Source organism: Cohnella sp. WQ 127256, assembly GCF_024519285.1.
In the GTDB taxonomy this organism is placed as follows: Bacteria; Bacillota; Bacilli; order Paenibacillales; family Paenibacillaceae; genus Cohnella.
The window spans coordinates 1,226,194-1,242,828 of record NZ_JAMZCY010000001.1 but is presented as its reverse complement, the minus strand read 5'-3'; the positions used below and the strand labels follow the sequence as shown (position 1 = coordinate 1,242,828).

Annotated in this window: 19 protein-coding genes and 1 pseudogene; 11 read left to right on the top strand and 9 right to left on the bottom strand. The window is 43.6% G+C overall.

What is annotated here, in order from left to right; genetic code table 11:
* The first annotated feature begins 318 nt into the window (after positions 1 to 318).
* From M1K58_RS05430 to M1K58_RS05390, 9 genes are all read left to right on the top strand, one after another.
* Positions 319 to 600, top strand: coding sequence for an MFS transporter (locus M1K58_RS05430; protein WP_256757640.1), 282 nt, complete (start codon positions 319 to 321; stop codon positions 598 to 600).
* A 7-nt stretch (positions 601 to 607) separates the two neighbouring features.
* Positions 608 to 1,198, top strand: coding sequence for an efflux RND transporter permease subunit (locus tag M1K58_RS05425; RefSeq protein ID WP_256757639.1), 591 nt, complete (start codon positions 608 to 610; stop codon positions 1,196 to 1,198).
* Positions 1,199 to 1,502: 304 nt separating this feature from the next.
* Positions 1,503 to 1,859, top strand: a complete 357-nt coding sequence (locus M1K58_RS05420; RefSeq protein ID WP_256757638.1) for a DUF4190 domain-containing protein — start codon at positions 1,503 to 1,505, stop codon at positions 1,857 to 1,859.
* Positions 1,860 to 2,279: 420 nt separating this feature from the next.
* A complete protein-coding gene (fabZ, locus tag M1K58_RS05415; protein ID WP_256757637.1) occupies positions 2,280 to 2,720 on the top strand; it encodes a 3-hydroxyacyl-ACP dehydratase FabZ in 441 nt (146 codons plus the stop codon).
* 110 nt (positions 2,721 to 2,830) lie between these two features.
* The gene (locus M1K58_RS05410) at positions 2,831 to 3,292 is read left to right on the top strand and encodes a GNAT family N-acetyltransferase (protein ID WP_256757636.1); all 462 of its coding nucleotides are present in this window, start codon (positions 2,831 to 2,833) and stop codon (positions 3,290 to 3,292) included.
* Between the two features lie 254 nt (positions 3,293 to 3,546).
* Positions 3,547 to 4,116 carry a dihydrofolate reductase family protein gene (locus M1K58_RS05405; RefSeq protein WP_256757635.1) on the top strand — a complete coding sequence of 190 codons (570 nt, stop codon included), beginning with the start codon at positions 3,547 to 3,549 and terminating at the stop codon, positions 4,114 to 4,116.
* Between the two features lie 501 nt (positions 4,117 to 4,617).
* On the top strand, positions 4,618 to 4,938 hold the full coding sequence (locus M1K58_RS05400; RefSeq protein ID WP_256757634.1) for an ArsR/SmtB family transcription factor: 321 nt from the start codon (positions 4,618 to 4,620) through the stop codon (positions 4,936 to 4,938).
* Entirely contained in the window at positions 4,931 to 5,374 is a 444-nt protein-coding gene (locus M1K58_RS05395; RefSeq protein ID WP_256757633.1) for an SRPBCC family protein, read from the top strand. The genes M1K58_RS05400 and M1K58_RS05395 overlap by 8 nt, the downstream gene beginning before the upstream one ends.
* A gap of 161 nt (positions 5,375 to 5,535) precedes the next feature.
* Complete coding sequence (locus tag M1K58_RS05390; protein ID WP_372339102.1) at positions 5,536 to 5,988, top strand: cupin domain-containing protein; 453 nt, start codon at positions 5,536 to 5,538, stop codon at positions 5,986 to 5,988.
* 406 nt (positions 5,989 to 6,394) lie between these two features.
* Here the strand turns inward: M1K58_RS05390 and M1K58_RS05385 are convergent, their stop codons facing one another.
* The gene (locus M1K58_RS05385) at positions 6,395 to 7,603 is read right to left on the bottom strand and encodes a sugar efflux transporter (protein ID WP_256757631.1); all 1,209 of its coding nucleotides are present in this window, start codon (positions 7,601 to 7,603) and stop codon (positions 6,395 to 6,397) included.
* A 182-nt stretch (positions 7,604 to 7,785) separates the two neighbouring features.
* Positions 7,786 to 8,664: an AraC family transcriptional regulator gene (locus M1K58_RS05380; RefSeq protein ID WP_256757630.1), complete on the bottom strand. Its 879-nt coding sequence runs from the start codon at positions 8,662 to 8,664 to the stop codon at positions 7,786 to 7,788.
* Positions 8,665 to 8,865: 201 nt separating this feature from the next.
* On the opposite strand from M1K58_RS05380, the pseudogene M1K58_RS05375 reads away from it, so the two are divergent.
* Positions 8,866 to 9,093: pseudogene (locus M1K58_RS05375) on the top strand (aldo/keto reductase); the annotation flags it as partial.
* A 52-nt stretch (positions 9,094 to 9,145) separates the two neighbouring features.
* Here the strand turns inward: M1K58_RS05375 and M1K58_RS05370 are convergent.
* The 4 genes from M1K58_RS05370 to M1K58_RS05355 are packed head-to-tail and all read right to left on the bottom strand — an operon-like array spanning position 9,146 to position 11,827.
* Positions 9,146 to 10,003 carry an aldo/keto reductase gene (locus M1K58_RS05370; RefSeq protein ID WP_256757629.1) on the bottom strand — a complete coding sequence of 286 codons (858 nt, stop codon included), beginning with the start codon at positions 10,001 to 10,003 and terminating at the stop codon, positions 9,146 to 9,148.
* A gap of 23 nt (positions 10,004 to 10,026) precedes the next feature.
* Positions 10,027 to 10,440 (bottom strand): cupin domain-containing protein, encoded by a 414-nt coding sequence (locus M1K58_RS05365; RefSeq protein ID WP_306220162.1) that lies wholly within the window; start codon positions 10,438 to 10,440, stop codon positions 10,027 to 10,029.
* Between the two features lie 14 nt (positions 10,441 to 10,454).
* Positions 10,455 to 10,775, bottom strand: coding sequence for a carboxymuconolactone decarboxylase family protein (locus tag M1K58_RS05360; RefSeq protein WP_256757628.1), 321 nt, complete (start codon positions 10,773 to 10,775; stop codon positions 10,455 to 10,457).
* On the bottom strand, positions 10,760 to 11,827 hold the full coding sequence (locus M1K58_RS05355; RefSeq protein ID WP_256757627.1) for an NAD(P)-dependent alcohol dehydrogenase: 1,068 nt from the start codon (positions 11,825 to 11,827) through the stop codon (positions 10,760 to 10,762). Before M1K58_RS05355 ends, M1K58_RS05360 begins: the two co-directional genes overlap by 16 nt.
* A gap of 239 nt (positions 11,828 to 12,066) precedes the next feature.
* On the opposite strand from M1K58_RS05355, the gene M1K58_RS05350 reads away from it, so the two are divergent.
* Positions 12,067 to 12,615, top strand: a complete 549-nt coding sequence (locus M1K58_RS05350; RefSeq protein WP_256757626.1) for a TetR/AcrR family transcriptional regulator — start codon at positions 12,067 to 12,069, stop codon at positions 12,613 to 12,615.
* Positions 12,616 to 12,970: 355 nt separating this feature from the next.
* Here M1K58_RS05350 and M1K58_RS05345 read toward each other — a convergent pair whose 3' ends face one another.
* The 3 genes from M1K58_RS05345 to M1K58_RS05335 form a co-directional block, all read right to left on the bottom strand.
* Complete coding sequence (locus M1K58_RS05345) at positions 12,971 to 13,801, bottom strand: carbohydrate ABC transporter permease (protein WP_256758250.1); 831 nt, start codon at positions 13,799 to 13,801, stop codon at positions 12,971 to 12,973.
* 2 nt (positions 13,802 to 13,803) lie between these two features.
* Positions 13,804 to 14,685: a carbohydrate ABC transporter permease gene (locus M1K58_RS05340; RefSeq protein WP_256757625.1), complete on the bottom strand. Its 882-nt coding sequence runs from the start codon at positions 14,683 to 14,685 to the stop codon at positions 13,804 to 13,806.
* A gap of 106 nt (positions 14,686 to 14,791) precedes the next feature.
* Positions 14,792 to 16,108 carry an ABC transporter substrate-binding protein gene (locus tag M1K58_RS05335; RefSeq protein WP_256757624.1) on the bottom strand — a complete coding sequence of 439 codons (1,317 nt, stop codon included), beginning with the start codon at positions 16,106 to 16,108 and terminating at the stop codon, positions 14,792 to 14,794.
* Positions 16,109 to 16,635 lie beyond the last annotated feature (527 nt).

The following is a 16,635-nucleotide window of genomic DNA, read 5'->3' as shown; positions in this document are numbered from 1 at the left end:
GATGACAAGAACATTGTCCGATTGTCACGGGATAAAAATAGAGAGGGCATACGAACGGGCAGGTTAGCGTAGCCATGAGCTGTTATCTACATCAGAGTGAGGACTGAGGAGCAAGCATTGCAGGGGTACAGCCTTGGCGTGTTGAATATCGAAGACTATAATGGGAGAATCGTACTATCGAAACGTGAAACGAATCTGGGTAAGCAATTGAAAGAGATGCATCATACCAGAGTCGTTCGATATCCGCTAATAAGAGACAATGCCAAACCCATATAGTTAATCGCGCTGATAACGGCCGTCTCCTTGTTCGGAGATTCAATGCTCTATATCGCTCTGCCCATTCATTGGAAAGAAGCCGGGTTGACTTCGCTCGTGGAAGTCGGGATTCTGCTGTCGGCCAATCGGTTCATCCGATTACCGCTCAGCCCGCTCATCTCCTGGTTGTATACGAAGCTAAGCATCCGGGGAGGTTTGGTCGCGGCTATCTTCATCGCCGGAACGACGACCTTCCTGTACGGATACGCGCAGAGCTTCTGGTTCTGGTTGCTGCTTCGATGCATATGGGGCATGCTCGGTTCAATCCGTTTCAAAGCAAGTTAAAGACGAAGTGAAGAGCTTGACATTGCCTAGCGGTGTCGAAGTAAGCTTTGGTGGAGGAATGGAGTCCATTAGCGCCGGCTTTACCAGCCTGATCATCGCGATGATTGTTGCCATTGGCCTTGTCTTCCTCGTAATGAGTGTGACATTTGGCGGTATCGTCACTCCATTGATTATCTTGTCTTCGCTTTTCTTTATTCCTGTAGGGTCATTGGGTGCATTACTCCTTACGGGCGAAGCCTTATCGATCAGTGCAATGATTGGGATGCTAATGCTTGTTGGCATCGTCGTTACGAATGCGGTCGTATTGCTTGATCGCGTTGAGAAGAATCGTCTGTCAAGCATGCCAATTAATGAAGCGATTATTGAAGCCTCCACGACTCGCTTGCGGCCGATTCTAATGACTGCATTCGCAACGATGCTGGCTCTTATGCCTGTTGCACTGTCTAACTCGTCGTCTACGAGTGTGGTGTCAGGAGGACTCGCTATTACGGTTATCGGGGGGCTGTTCACCTCAACACTCTTGACGCTAGTCGTATTGCCTGTGATTTACAGCCTGGCTTGGCGTAAGCGTAAGCCGAAGGAGATCGAAACGTTTTAATGTACTACCTAAATGGTGAAGGAGAGGCCGCCTAAACCGCAATGTCCTTAAGTTAAGGCGCAGAGCCAAAAATCAAGAAAAAGAGCAGGTTATCGAATAGATAGCCCGCTCTTTTTTAACTGCTATTAATCTATCATCTGATTTTGATCTGTTTATTTAGCTCAAGTCAGATACACATAATAATCTAAAGGAAATTTATGAGTCATTAAGGTTCGACAAAATATTTAATTTACGAGAAATATTTACAGTATTTTACTACGAGAAGTATAATAGAAATAATGACTCATTAATAGGAGGATATTCCTTGGATAACAATCACAAAGAGCCACAATACGGTTTTTCTCCGCTAACCCAATCTTACGTTCCGCCACAGGCGAAGACGAGTGGCAAAGCAATTACCTCCTTAGTACTAGGTATAATATCCTTAATTGCTTTGCCATTAGGAGGAATCATAGTCCTTGGAATCATTGGCTTCTTCAGCGGTATCGTTGCGATTGTGTTCGCGTCTTTATCGTTTAAAGAAATCAAGCGAGTACAGGTGCAAGGTCGCGGTATGGCAATTGCAGGATTGGTATGCGGAATCGTCGCGACGGCTATCAATGTGCTTGCCTTTGTTATCTCGTTTGTGATTAGCTTCATGAGAGCTATGAATAACGTCTAAACAGTCTGACCGCTTTCCCAAAACTGGGAAAGCGGTCAGACTGTTTAGAAATGCTACTTTTGGGACCTTGCTAAAAGGAATATGTATAGATTTATGGGGTATCACACAGAAAAAGCAACAAGGACACAAAAGTGGGGACATTGTGTTCAAACGACACAAATTCGGGGACATTGTCGCGATCGCCAACGACAGGCGCTTAGTGGCGCTATTTGCCGCGGCATCCCTGTTTAAGCACTACATGCTACCCGCGTACGTTCTTTAATAGGTATTTGGAAATGGAATATAATGAGGAGGACGTAACCCAAGCGATGGCGCGGGAGCGTTCTTTTTATTGAACTAACGGGCAGATTAGTTTAATAATGGCTGATTTCACCAAATGACGTTAGAATGGTTATAAGCCAATATCAGAGGAGGCAATCCATGCTTGATATTTATCAAATTAAAGAGCTTATTCCACATAGATATCCCTTTCTTTTGGTCGATAGAATCTTAGAGATTGTTGAGGGAAAGAAAGCCGTTGGAATTAAAAATGTAACTTTCAATGAACCTTATTTCCTTGGTCACTTTCCCGATTATCCCGTCATGCCTGGAGTCTTGATTGTAGAAGCACTGGCACAGGTGGGTGGTATCGCTATGTCCAACGTAGAGAGCAATAACCATAAGATAGGGTTGCTGACTGGTATTGATAATTGTCGGTTCAAAAAGCAAGTAAAACCAGGGGATCAACTCCGTCTTGAATTCGAAGTGACCCGAACCAAGGGACTGATTGTCAAAGGAACAGGCATCGCCATGGTAGACAATGAAATGGTTTGTGAAGCAGAAATAATGTTTGCATTTAATTCTATTGAGGCATTCAACTAACGGGACACTATAGTTCAATAAGCAATCAGAACGAGGCTGCCGGCATAATCGGCAGCCTTTCAACTATCGGGCAGTTATGTTCAGAAAACTAGAAACAGGAGGAAGAGTGTATGGCTATTGTACGATTAGCAACATTAGACGATGTAGATGGACTTGTTCAAATGCGTTGGGACTTTTCTACGGAGGATTATGGAGTTAGTACGGTTAGCTTTGAGGAGTTTCACCAGATTTGTAGCGAATTTTTGGTTGAAGCGATTGAAAGCGGAGATTGGTATATTTGGGTGGCAGAAGTTGAAAAAAATATAGTTTCACAAATGTATTTACAGTTAATACATAAAGTACCCAGACCAGGTAAAACTCCAGACCCTTATTACGGATATGTTACCAATGTCTTTACTCGCCCAGTCTTTAGAAGCAAAGGTTTAGGAACCGAGATTCAAATCGCTATGGAAAAATGGTCAAAAGAAAATGAAGTTGAATTTCTTATCCTTTGGCCCAGTAGCAACAGTGTGCAATTTTATAACAGAAATGGTTTTTCTCGATCTGAAGAAGCGTTAGAAAATCATTGGTAATTGGACGCTTAGAGTTTGAACTAACGGAACACTATAGCTCAATAAGTAACCGGAATGAGGCTGCTAGTATGCATCGGCAACCTCGTTGCGCTAACGGGCAGATTTTCGCAACATTATTGTCTTCGAAGAAAATTCAGATTTCCACTTGACCCTTACGTAACGTAATGAATTATAGTGAACGTATGAGCAGGACGAAACATGGCCTACTGCCAAAAAATCGAATAACTAAATTCAAAATCGGAGGAGAAGCAAACATGAGAAAACTCGTATTGTTCATGCATGTGTCGCTGGACGGGTATGCGTCGGATTCGAACGGAGGACTAGATTGGATTCCGTACAACGAGGAATTAGAGAAATACGCCGAGGAGGTCGTAGCCGAAGTCGGCTCTCCCGTATACGGACGCACGACGTATCGGATGATGGAGAGCTACTGGCCCACGGTGCTGGACAATCCGGATGCGTCGAGGCACGGTATGGAGCATGCCAAATGGCTACAGGATGTTAAGAAGATCGTCATTTCCGGCTCGATGGACATTGTCGAATGGAACAATACGATGCTAATCAAGGACAATATTGCAGAGGAAATCAAGGCGCTCAAGGAGCAGCCTGGCAAAAATCTTGTTATCTTCGGCAGTCCGGGGGCGGCGAAGACGTTGCTTGAGCTCGGCCTGATCGACGAATTCCTGCTGACGATTTGTCCGGTCATCTTGGGCGGCGGAAAATCGGCATTCCACGGCGACGGTGAGAAAATCAGGCTCAAGCTGCTGTCCAGCCGAACGCTTAAGTCGGGCATTATCACGGCCCGCTATGAGTTGGAGAAATAGCCGTGCCGTACAAGGTGTTCCACTAACGGGACACGATAACGGAATCAGGATGGTGAAAACATATACTAGAACATATTGATTTTACACCTGGGGTCATAACTTATAATCAATTGAACGGTTCTGCTTTAAATGAAGATCTTCTACATGTTAGTTACGAAAAAGATCTTTATATCGTTGATGTGGGCTGGTATAGAACGGAGTTTGCAGTCTATGTTATTAAGTCTTATGATTGGTCAAGTCCGATCTGGGAAAAGAGATGCAATGAAGTAGATGTGCTTCGTTCTTTGTTACAGGAAAGTACTAATTTTGTGAGGGAACTAATCCATCGTTAGGTGTTGATCTAACGGGACACGATAGTGGAATGAAGCAGATTGCAACGGCAGTCTGCTTTTTTCATTGAAGTAACGGGCAGGATAATGTAATAAACTGTATGGATATACTACAGGTATTTTTTTACAATGGAGCTTGACATGCAATTAAATGGTTGCATATAATAGGGGCATGGACAAAGTATTTAAAGCACTTGCCGATGGAACTCGCAGAGAATTACTCGACCTCTTGTTCGCGAATAACGGACAATCCTTAGGAGAAATTTGTAAACAAATGACTATGACTCGTCAAGCTGTTACAAAGCACCTTCAGCTGCTGGAAGAGGCAAACCTTGTTAATGTCGTTTGGCAAGGCCGTGAAAAGCTGCATTATCTTAATCCGGTACCTATCGGGGAAATTTATCAACGCTGGATCGGTAAGTTTGAGCGTCACCGGATTGAGGCATTAAACACACTAAAGCAAGCCTTAGAGGAGGATTCTAACCATGCATAAGACTTCATTCGTTTATACGACTTACATCGCAACTACGCCCGAGAAGCTTTGGCAAGCCCTAACTAACAGTGAATTCACCAAGCAGTATTTTTTCGGTCGTGAAATCATTTCAGATTGGCAAGTTGGCTCCAGCTTTAAATTGATGGATAAAGATAAGGTTGATCATCATGGTGAAGTTCTTGTATGTGAGCCGTATCGTCTACTCACAGTTACCTGGAGCGTCAAAGACGTTGAAGGAGAGCGATTCTCTAAGGTTAGTTATGAATTATCACCTTTGAACTCTACTGTAAAACTGACGCTCCGACACGAGGATTTATTAGAGAAGGATATTCGCAAAGATGAAGGCAAGATTGATGGATTTAATAATGGCTGGCCTGTCATTCTCAGCAATTTAAAGAGCTTGCTCGAAACAGGCAAAACCCTGGCAGCCTTTTAGTTTAACATTGGTTTAGACTAAACCTCTGGAAGTCTCGGCTTGACGAGTGTAATCGTAGTAATAACCACGGCTGATAACGTCTGCACTGACGGGCGTCTTTGGGGGCGCTCTTCGAAGGGCAGTTTTCATTCTATTAATGAAACAATTAAATCTAAGGTGAGGTGAGCAAATTGGAGCCGAATCAAGCGAATTACTCGGTTAACCATGCAGGTACATTTTCGAATTTTGGAAACGTTACGGAAGGAATGCTAAAAGGAAAAATCTTTCTAAAAGATTCCTTAAAACTTACGAGCATGGAAGTTTCACTCAATAATCTGCCCCCAAATGCGGAAGTCCCTTTCTATCACAAACACCAAGAAAATGAGGAACTCTACATCTTTGTTAAAGGACAAGGTCACTTACAAGTGGACGGAAACGAATTTGATGTGTTCGAAGGAACTTCAGTTCGAATCGCTCCTGACGGAGTGAGAGCGTTGCGGAATACGTCCGCTTCGGAAGACCTGTATTTTATCGTTATTCAAGCGAAAGAGAACAGCCTTACCCAATGGGTGGAGACAGACGGGGTAATCCTGGAGCAACCTGTCGAATGGGGGAAGAGCGTTGAGTTCAACTAACGGGTAACGTTTGTTCAATAAACTCAAAGGGACGGCAGCCGGTATTACTGGCTGTCGTTTTCTCAACTAACGGGCAGGATAGTTCAAGCATCTATAGAAATATTCAAATAACAAACTAATCTAATATCGGAGAGGTTCAAATTGCGAAATATCAATGGTTTATTGGGTTTGTTAGGTGAAATGAGGACTTTAATTGATTCGCCAAATACTAATGTCATATGGTCGCAATTCAATTCCGTTGAGAATGTACTAAATACATTGGATACGTTCAAAAGGCGGGTCGAACTTGGAGAACACGGGACACAAATGGCTGTTAATTAAGAACCCATGAACATATGTATAAAATACGGGTTTTGTGAAGAAGTAATGTAATAATCAAAGAATACTCAATTAATCATTGGTACACTTAAATCTCACCCTTAGCTACAGTCTGTGCTATCTTTACATGCTTTATCTTCCATAGGATGATGAATGATACTGAAGTTATTGCAACACAAACCCAATAAACTTCACGAATCCCAACGTACTGCGCAATGATACCACCACTTAAATTACCGATTAATCTGCCTATAATGGTTACGTTGTAATAGGTCGTTGAAGATCTACCCGGTGCGTTCGGGAGCAATTCAGTAAAATAACTTAGACCATTCCCCATTACGATTGCAACGAACATGGCTTGTAAAAGTTGCGCCGCGATAAGCTGCCAGGCATCAGTTGATACACTAATGATTAAATTGTAAATAATTGCAATTAAGCAAGCCCCAATCAACAAGGAGTTGTTTGATATCTTTCGGCCAATGGCTCCTAGAATAAACATAATTGGAATTTCTAATCCAGCACAAATGCTGACGACTAATCCGACATCCGTATGCGTACCATGAAGCTTGTTGACAATAAACAATGGAGTAATGATTCCATTAATCGCGTTGACTGCAAACAATAAAACGAAAGCGATAACCGGAAACCATATATGCCTACCGGTGGATGTAGTGCTGTGATCATTACCTGCTCGCTTCTTTTGAGAGGTTCTTTTTTTCGGTAGAAATACCGACACAAGTGATGCGATGACAAGGAAAATGCAAGCTGTACCTAGAAAGAGCCCTTTATACCCAATGGCACTTAAAATAAGGGTGCCAACTAAAGGGCCAATCAGAAATCCAAGCGAGACGAGCGAACGCAATGTCGACATCGCGAATGTTCGATCATCCGAGTTGCTTTCATTTGCCGACTCCTGCGCGTATGCGTATATTTGTGGCATGGCCGCAGCGCCTAACCCACTAAAAAAACTGACAATGACCAGTAAAATCAAAAAATGGTTAAAGACTAAATAGGAGCAGTAACCTGCAGCGGAAGAAACTGTGGCTACCATAATAATGAACTTTCGATCTAATATACGATCCGAATGTTTGCCAATGAACGAATTCGCAGCTACGCCGCTTAATGAGCTCACCGCAGTAAATAGCCCAAACGCCCCCGCGCTCATCCCCAATTCCTCCGTACAGTATAGAGCTAAATAAGGCATGGTAATCGATATTCCAATGCCGACTAATAAAACGCAGATGACAAATAAACGGTAACCTTTGATTGCTAATATATGATTTAATCTTGCAATCATTTTTTGCTTCCCCTTTCAGTTGATTCAAGCTGCTGCTCATCTTACCTTCACAAATTCTTACTTCATTATGCGACAGAGGACAAAAAGACTGTTATCTCATTTGTCTTAAATCATTGCCTAATCCTCTTAGCAGGTCATCCCATGTAAAAAGGCAAGCCGGTAGGCTTGCCTCTCTTCCCTCGTCATGCTTTTAGTCGGTTTATATCTTGCCTCGGAGGATATCCGAACAACCGTGAATACTCTCGGCTGAATTGCGAGCTACTTTCGTAGCCTACTCGATAAGCAACGTCTGCAGCATCCGCAGATTCGGTTAAGAGTAGACGTCGTGCCTCTTGCAATCGGATTTGTTTCTGAAACTGAATAGGGCTTAAGGCAGTCACTTCTTTAAAGTGTCGGTGAAAGGATGAAATACTCATGTTCGCGATGTCTGCAAGCTCTTCGATCCGAAAAGAGCGATCATAATGATGAACGATATGTTCGATAACTTCCCTGATTTGACGAATGGCCGTTTCTTCCATCACGATCCCCTTCAATATATTTCCATTCCGTCCTTGTAAAACCCGATAGAGAATTTCCTTTGTATACAACGGAGAAAGTACGGATATATCGTTTGGGGTATCTAATAATCGCGCTAATCGGATGACCGCATCCAATAAAGCGGATTCGATATGACTAACATACATGGCTCGTTGCTCGGTTCCGCTGGAAACCGTTCGGATATCAAACTCATCCAAAACCTCTAATACTTGACTTGGAGAAAGTTCAAGCTTGAGACCTAAGTACGGCACATCGGGACTGGCTTCCGTGACTTGGCTGCTTACCGGAAGATGAACGGATGCAACGAGATAATCGGCAGGACTGTATGTAAATCGTTCCTTTGCAAGCCAAACTTCCTTCTCCCCCTGCACGACCATGCAAAACGACGGTTTGTATAAACCGTGATTTGGCTCCGACATATTTGAACGACGCATGAAAAATAAGGATGGGATGGCGGTTTTAAAAACACCGTCTCCTTCCGTATACCGGTTGATAATGTGAATGAGTTCTTGTTGTTTCGTCATCGTGATTCGACTCCTCTTCCATGTTCCCTTTGCTTCGATTATAATCTGAAATTCGTCAATCCTTAAGGGTCGTGAGAAGATTAGGCAACAATTGAGTACGAATAGGATATCTTTCGAAGCGACGGTTCGTGCATAATGAGGTTTGTAAAGTATAGAGTTAGAACCTTTTACACATCATGACCATATAGAAGTGGAGGATAATCGGTTGCGCAGGTCGTTTTACGTTGGTTGACGCAAAGAGAAGTCATTGTGATTCCGAAATCGATACGTAAGGATCGCATTATTGAAAACTTCAATATCTTTGATTTCGAGTTGAATCAGAGTGAAATAGATTTGATCCATACTCTGGATACGAAACAAAGTCTATTCTTCTCACATCGCGATCCAGAGATGGTGAAATGGTTAGGAACCCGCAAGTTGGATATTTAATGAACAACCATCAAAGAGCAGCAAGGTTATCCCTCCTGCTCTTTGTCTAAAGTTATTTCACTCCAAAGACCGGGAAAAAGCTATGTTCACCATAATCTTGGATGCGTTCAATATTCCTCAGAGTCTCCATATCTGCATCGCTGATCACAAAATCAAGCTCCGCATTGATTCTCATATGATCCAGATTTTTCGTTTTCGGAAGAACGACAAGGCCAAGCTGGAGATCATACCGCAGGCCTATCTGTGCAACAGATACCCCATAATGATTAGCTATTTCCTTAATCTCTGCATGATCAAGGATTGCGCCGTGGGCAATCGGTGAATAGGCCTCCACCAGAATGTTATTCTTCCGGCAGAATTCAATGAGCTCCATAGGTGTATTGCTCACATGTGCTAAGATCTGATTGATCATAGGTTTGATCTCGCAGCTTGCAAGAATATTCTCTATATCGTCCTGGAGGAAGTTCGAAAGACCGATGGCCTTTACTTTGCCTGCCTTATAAGCATCCTCCAATGCTTTCCATACTTCTATATTTTCCTCGAAGTAACGGTTCTCCTCGCGGAACTCCTTCCAAGGCTGCGGGCTATGGATAATCACAAGGTCAATGTGATCCAGGCCTATTTTTGCTAACGACTCGTCAATAGACCTCGTTGCTGCGTCATAGTTCTTTACTTCAGCGGCGACCTTTGTCGTAATGAAAAGTTCTTCTCTTGCGACACCGCCGGACCGGATTCCCTCTCCTACACCAGCTTCATTCTGATAAGCCTGTGCAGTATCGATGTGGCGATAACCGATAGAAATCGCATCACGAACAGCCTGCGCTGCTTGTTCATCGTTAAGCAGCCAGGTGCCAAGACCTAATTTTGGGATTTCAACACCGTTCAATAATTTGTAGGTTTCGTCAAGCATGTTTTTGCCTCCTCGGTATTGATTTACATCACTTGATTTGCTTCCGCGTATTGCTCATCGTTTACGGGCTCGAACCATTCTGTTTCCGGTCTGTTTGGGTCGCCTGCAGCCGCGAGATGAACGAACCAAGAGTCATCTGCAGCGCCATGCCAATGTTTCATACCGGCTGGAATGATGACTACATCGCCGGCTTTTAAGCGTTGCGCGGGTTCACCTTCGGCTTGATAGTAACCTTCGCCGGCGGTAACGAACAAGAATTGCCCGCCCGCATGAGAATGCCAGTGGTTGCGGCAACCTGGTTCAAACGTTACGTTTCCGATCGCATTGGGTCCTGGCGTGAGCATTTTCAAATAACTTTGACCAACGAAATATTGAGAATACGGATTTGGTTCGCCTGCATCGAATAAAATGGTTTCTTTCCTATCCTTTATAATCATGAGTATTGTCCTCCCTAGTCCTTATAAATTTCTTTTGCAAAATTAAAAGCCGACCATGCTTTGGGCCACCCGCAATAAAAGGCTAAATGCGTAATCACTTCAACGATTTCTTCTTTTGTGACTCCATTCGCTTTTGCCTTCATCAAATGGAATTGTAATTGTTCGAAGTTTCCTCCGGAAAGAAGCGCTGCAACCGTGATCATACTGCGATCACGCGGACTCAACTCCGCTTCACGGCTCCATACTTGTCCAAACAAAACATCATCGTTGAATTCTGCAAATTTAGGTGCGAATTCGCCTAAAAGATCACGCCCTGCGGTTACTTTTTCCGCCATTCTATTTCCTCCTTCATCGTACGAATATCGATAACGAACCGATACCGGACATCCGAAGCTAATACGCGTTCCCAGGCTTCATCAATCTGATTAGCGGCAATAACCTCAATCTCGGGAGCGATGCGATGCTCTGCGCAAAAGTCGAGCATCTCCTGCGTCTCACGAATGCCGCCGATCGTAGAGCCGGCAAACGAGCGGCGCTGAAGGATGAGCGGCAAGACGTGAATGGACATCGGTTCCGCCGGAGCGCCTACGTTGACGATCGTACCGTCCAGCGTCAGCAACGAGAGATACGCACCGACATCGATCTTCGCGCTCACGGTATTGATGATGAGGTCGAACGAACCGACCAACTTGTTAAACGTCTCAGGATCGTTCGTGGCGTAATAATGATCCGCTCCCATCCGCAAGCCGTCGTCTTTTTTCTTCAACGTCTGGGATAAAACCGTAACCTCCGCGCCCATGGCGCGAGCAAGCTTCACGGCCATATGGCCGAGCCCGCCGAGTCCGACGACAGCGATTTTCTTGCCGGGTCCCGCCTTCCAATGGCGCAAAGGCGAATACGTCGTAATACCCGCGCATAGGAGCGGAGCGGCTACGTCAAGACCGAGCGCGTCCGGAATACGGACGACGAAGTCTTCCGTGACGACGATATGCGTGGAATACCCGCCTTGCGTGTATTGTCCGTATCGATCGGTGGCGGCATACGTCCCAGTGTTGCCATTGCGGCAATATTGTTCGTTCCCCTCGCGGCAGCGGTCGCACTCTCTGCAGGAGTCGACCATGCAGCCTACCCCTACTCTGTCTCCTATGGCATATTTCGTAACCTTACTGCCGACTTGAGCGACGACGCCGGCGATCTCGTGACCCGGGACGAGCGGATAGTTCACCGGCCCCCATTCGCCGCGAGCCGTATGGATATCGGAGTGGCAAATTCCCGAGTATTTGATTTCGATCAGTACGTCGTGCGGCTGTAGATCTCTTCGTTCGATCGTGGTTGGTTTGAATGGTCCTACCGAACCGAATACTGCGCGTGCGATAGCCTTAATCATTGACAATCCCTCCTGTAAATGGCGATTAAACAAGCGGTTTCTCGCTGAGATGAAGATGAAACCGAAGATCAACGATAGTAAGCGATAGTGTAAAAATTCAATTAGAGTTGATTAATCAACTTGTGTCTATTATTATAGAGGCTTGAAACGTACGTTCAATGGTTAATGAAGCGCGTCTTGTTCATAAATCAACAAAACCATCGAAGACGTTCATTATTTTAGAAAGTCAGGTGGGTACGATGGCGAAAGTAGATCGAAGAATCGCAAAGACGCAAGACGCCTTGAAACAAGCCGTCATCGGCCTGATGACCGAGAAAAAGTTCGACGACATCACCATTCAGGATATTGCGGACCGGGCGAACGTCAATCGCGGAACGATCTATCTGCATTATCAGGATAAATACGATTTGTTGGATAAACTCATCGAGATGCATTTGAACGAATTGGACGAGATGGGCGAATGGGCGTGCGAGTTGGATTGGACCGATGCTCTGATTCCTTATTTTGAATATTTCGAGAAAAATTATTTATTCTTCTCGACGATGCTAGCCAGCAAAGAAGCTCCGTTAACGTTCAGAACTCGGCTGTTGGCTGCATTCATGGAAGGATTCAAAGGCGAGATCGACAGAGACAGCGGCAAAAACGCGGAGCTAAGCGATGATGTCCTGTTGCAGTATGCGGGAACGGCTTATGTCGGGATCATTGAATGGTGGATTAAAAACGGCATGCCCTATCCCCCTAGAGATGTGGCTAAACAAGTCGGGACTTTGTTGGGAAGAAGCCTTTAGCTGGTAACGAGATCCTTGCGGCAAACAAAGATTAACGAGGATCCTCGCTACCCATTGTCGTGCTAAGAATGAAAACATTAACACTGCGCGTCAGCAGTTATTTGTTTTTCGTTGAATTATTTTACATAATTTATGTTATGTATTCATGTTCAGTATTTATTTAATCCCATTAATAACCCTCCTCCGCCACCTTATCATTAGGTTACATGGATAAAAAAACCATGAAAAAATCCCCTCTAGTTTAACAGGTGTAAAGTCCAAAAACTTAACCTATCTGGACCTTACTTCCCTGTCAACCCTAAGGGGATCATATCAACTACGCGGATTTCATTAACTCTAATGTCTATTAAGATGATCAGCCTTTTACACTGCCTGCCGTTAAGCCTTCAATAATTTGTTTTTGTAAAACGCCATAGATAATCATGACCGGAACGATGCTGTATACAATCCCTGCTGACATTTGAGCATAATTCGTATTATAGATATCGCGGAAACCGACCATTCCTACAGGCAGTGTCCTTAATTCATCCGTAGAGATGAAGAAGTTAGCCATCAGAAACTCGTTCCAGTTTCCAATGAAGTTAACAATAAACACGGTTACCAAGGCTGGCACTGTAATAGGTAAAATAATTTTAGTGAAAATCCCCTTTGCACTCAAGCCATCCATGACAGAAGCTTCTTCAAGCTCACCTGGTATAGATCGCATAAATGCAGACAATATAATTACCGTAAATGGAATGGCTCCAGCGGTATAGGGAATGATGAGCGCCAAATGGGTACCTAAAATAGATGTGTCTTTTAGCAATATGTAAATAGGTAGTAGTAAGGCATTTCCCGGAATGAGCATGCCGATCAGTATAAATTGGAACATTCCCTTGCTTATTTTCAAATAACGCATCCGTGTAATCGCAAATGCTGCCAGGGAGGAAATGATGATGGTTGCGATTGAGCAAAGCGTTGCGATATACAAACTATTAAAAAAATACACGTTAATTTTCGCGTTCACCCATGCTTCTTTATAATTTTCAAAATGAAACGAGGATGGGAGACCAAATGGATTGCTCGCAATCGCCTGATTATCCGTCTTAAAAGACGAAAAGAGAACGAACAGGAACGGATAAAGAATCGCGATCAAGTAGACAAGTAAAATAATGTGACTGACACTTTTTTTCATCGATCTTATCATCATTAGTATTCGACCCTTTCGCTTCTTCTAGCAATCAATAACTGATACAACACTGTAATGATTAGAGTGAAAACAAAAATTAACACAGCGATAGCGTTGCCGTAACCATACTTCACGTTCGTTATTCCATACTTGATCATGTAGGTTGCCATAACATCCGTTGCTCCCCCAGGGCCACCCTTGGTCATGACGATAACAATATCGGCCGCTTTCATCGCACCTGCGATGGAGAGCATAATAACAACGGAAATAATAGGCATGATCAGAGGCATCGTAATTCGGATTCCGCGTTGAAAACCGTTAGCCCCATCAATTACAGCGGCTTCATCGATTTCCTTTGGAATCGATAAGATCGCGGCAAGAACCATGACAATATAGAACCCTGTCCACTGCCAGGCATTCGTAATCAAAATTGAAATCATGGCCCATTTGGGTTCAGATAACCACATAACCGGATCAAATCCCATTTTCGTCAGGAGTATATTAAACAAGCCGATATCAGGCTCGTAGATGAAACTCCACAAAATACCGACTACCGCGGTTGACATGACGGAGGGAACAAATACGGCTGTTTTGTATAATCCCTTGAGTTTTTTTACATTGCTGATCAATAGAGAGAAAAATACGATGATCGGGACTTGCACGAAAACAGAGAACAAAATGAAGTAACTATTGTTTTTGACTGAATTCCAAAATTTATCATCTGAAAATGCTTTTTCAAAGTTTTTCATTCCATTAAACTCAGCCGTTCCAATGCCGTTCCATTTCGTAAAGCCTTTGGCAAAAGCATCGACCATCGGATATATGAAAAATAAGATATAGAGTATGAGAATGGGCAACATAAAGAATATATAAGTCATAGGTTTTCTTAATGCTTTATTCATTGTTACCTCCGTGAAGTCTGACTTGTACTCGTCTGATCGTTCTTATAAAAAGTACCACCCACTCTTAGGCGGGTGGTACTCTTCTACTCATCTTGCATTTCGATAATTACTCAGCGTCTTCGTTTGCCTCTTCTTGAACATCTTGAACGTCGTCTAGCATTTTCTTAGCAGTGGTTTTCCCGCCGATTAATTTTTGAATTCCTTCACTAATGGCCGTGTTCACGTCTGGTTGAACGAGAGCATCGAATGCCGGGAATGCACCGTTTGCTTTGTTGCCTACTGCAATAATTTCTTTCACTAGGTCAGAAACTTTTGCTTTTGCAATTTTTCCGCTATCTACTTTCATAGAAGGCAATACGCCGTCTGCTTCAAGTCCGCGAATTTGCATCGTGTCGTTATACATGTTTTTGATGAATGATTTAACTGCTGCTAATTGTTTAGCATTATCCTTAACTTTTGCCGAGAAACCATAACCGTTAGAGAAACCGCCGTTTACTGCAGTCTGACTGCCCTTGCCGTTAGTTGCTTTAGGCATTGGGAAGTATCCCACTTGGTTAGTCATTTTACCAGCTTGTTTAACATCTGCGAATACGCTTGAAGCCCATGAGCCATCATACATCATGATCGCTTCGCCGCGAATGAGTTGATTGCGTTGTTCAGCGTACTCTAGACCAAGTTCACCTTTTTTGAAGTAGCCTTTTTTAACCCAATCCGAGTACTTTGTGAAAGCTGCGACCATCTCAGGACTATTCCATTTGGTTTTGCCGGTTGCAAATCCGTAAGTAATTTCCGGTCCTGCATAACGGGACCACAATGTATTAGCTGTCATTAGTGCTACCCAAGCTTGTTTGGATGCTTGCGCAAAAGGAGTTTTCCCCTTCTTTTTAATGGTTTCGGCCAGCTTTTCAAGCTCGTCTAATGTTTTAGGAACTTGCAGCTTGTTTTGTGTAAAGTATTGTTTGTTGTAGAAGTAACCTTCTTGGAAACCGCCGATCGGAAGACCGTATACTTTACCGTCTACCGTAAACTCACCTAATGAAATGAATTTATTTTGTAAGCCAAGCTCTTTAATAATAGGGGTTAAATCCAAAAGCTTTCCTTCAGAAGCATACAACTGCGTATCGGCTCCACCAAACAGATCGAAAATTGCCGGAGCAGAATCAGTTGCCATTTCCGAGCGCAGTTTCTCTTTGCGGTTTACGTCGGAATCTACGCCGTCTAACTTGAAAGTAACTCCGGAGACTTCCTTTGTAACCCCTTTCAAAACATCGTTTAGAATATTGAGGCGTTGTTGTTTCGCCTCACCCAATTGCGTATGCCTTACAACCAAGGTTACACTTTTTTCTGCTGCGCCAACCGAACCAATGACTGTCGTTGCTGCAAGGATCGTGCTTAGCGGAATGAGCAGATGACTTTTTTTCATAAATAGTGGACCTCCTAGAGTGGTTGAGTCATAACAACTAGATTATATAATGGCAGTAAAATATTGGTAGAGCATTTTCCTATCATATAGGGATAATTTTGTATTGTGATGACAGGAACTGACAACTCAAGAGCTATCTAACTCTCAGGTTGGATCTAATTTCCTAGATGGATAGATATCGGCGCGACATGATTCTTCACCGCAATAAAGCAATTACGCTTTAAATCACGTGCTTGTCACGCTCTTATCTCTTGTTATACAATGCGTATTAATTAGTTTCACCATTAATTAACACAAGCACCGATGGAAAGAGTAAGCGGAGAAAAGTACGTTACAGGGACGGCCTGCCACCGACTGAAAGCAGCCGAAAGTACATCTCGCTGAAGTTCATTCCGGAGCTGATATCTGAATGTTTGCTATGACATGGCAGGCGGTAGGAATATCCGTATCCCCTACGTTACAGGGCTAAGTGAAATGGTGCTATTCGTTATTAGCTCATTTCTAAATTAGGGTGGTACCACGACTCC

Bases quoted from the DNA above. Each gene is read 5' to 3' on its own strand.
- M1K58_RS05370 (WP_256757629.1), bottom strand. From the start codon at position 10,003: ATGCTTGACGAAACCTACAAATTATTGAACGGTGTTGAAATCCCAAAA.
- M1K58_RS05335 (WP_256757624.1), bottom strand. From the start codon at position 16,108: ATGAAAAAAAGTCATCTGCTCATTCCGCTAAGCACGATCCTTGCAGCA.
- M1K58_RS05340 (WP_256757625.1), bottom strand. From the start codon at position 14,685: ATGAATAAAGCATTAAGAAAACCTATGACTTATATATTCTTTATGTTG.
- M1K58_RS05350 (WP_256757626.1), top strand. From the start codon at position 12,067: ATGGCGAAAGTAGATCGAAGAATCGCAAAGACGCAAGACGCCTTGAAA.
- fabZ (WP_256757637.1), top strand. From the start codon at position 2,280: ATGCTTGATATTTATCAAATTAAAGAGCTTATTCCACATAGATATCCC.
- M1K58_RS05430 (WP_256757640.1), top strand. From the start codon at position 319: ATGCTCTATATCGCTCTGCCCATTCATTGGAAAGAAGCCGGGTTGACT.
- M1K58_RS05360 (WP_256757628.1), bottom strand. From the start codon at position 10,775: ATGGCGGAAAAAGTAACCGCAGGGCGTGATCTTTTAGGCGAATTCGCA.
- M1K58_RS05345 (WP_256758250.1), bottom strand. From the start codon at position 13,801: ATGATAAGATCGATGAAAAAAAGTGTCAGTCACATTATTTTACTTGTC.
- M1K58_RS05365 (WP_306220162.1), bottom strand. From the start codon at position 10,440: ATGATTATAAAGGATAGGAAAGAAACCATTTTATTCGATGCAGGCGAA.
- M1K58_RS05355 (WP_256757627.1), bottom strand. From the start codon at position 11,827: ATGATTAAGGCTATCGCACGCGCAGTATTCGGTTCGGTAGGACCATTC.
- M1K58_RS05380 (WP_256757630.1), bottom strand. From the start codon at position 8,664: ATGACGAAACAACAAGAACTCATTCACATTATCAACCGGTATACGGAA.
- M1K58_RS05405 (WP_256757635.1), top strand. From the start codon at position 3,547: ATGAGAAAACTCGTATTGTTCATGCATGTGTCGCTGGACGGGTATGCG.
- M1K58_RS05400 (WP_256757634.1), top strand. From the start codon at position 4,618: ATGGACAAAGTATTTAAAGCACTTGCCGATGGAACTCGCAGAGAATTA.
- M1K58_RS05395 (WP_256757633.1), top strand. From the start codon at position 4,931: ATGCATAAGACTTCATTCGTTTATACGACTTACATCGCAACTACGCCC.
- M1K58_RS05410 (WP_256757636.1), top strand. From the start codon at position 2,831: ATGGCTATTGTACGATTAGCAACATTAGACGATGTAGATGGACTTGTT.
- M1K58_RS05385 (WP_256757631.1), bottom strand. From the start codon at position 7,603: ATGATTGCAAGATTAAATCATATATTAGCAATCAAAGGTTACCGTTTA.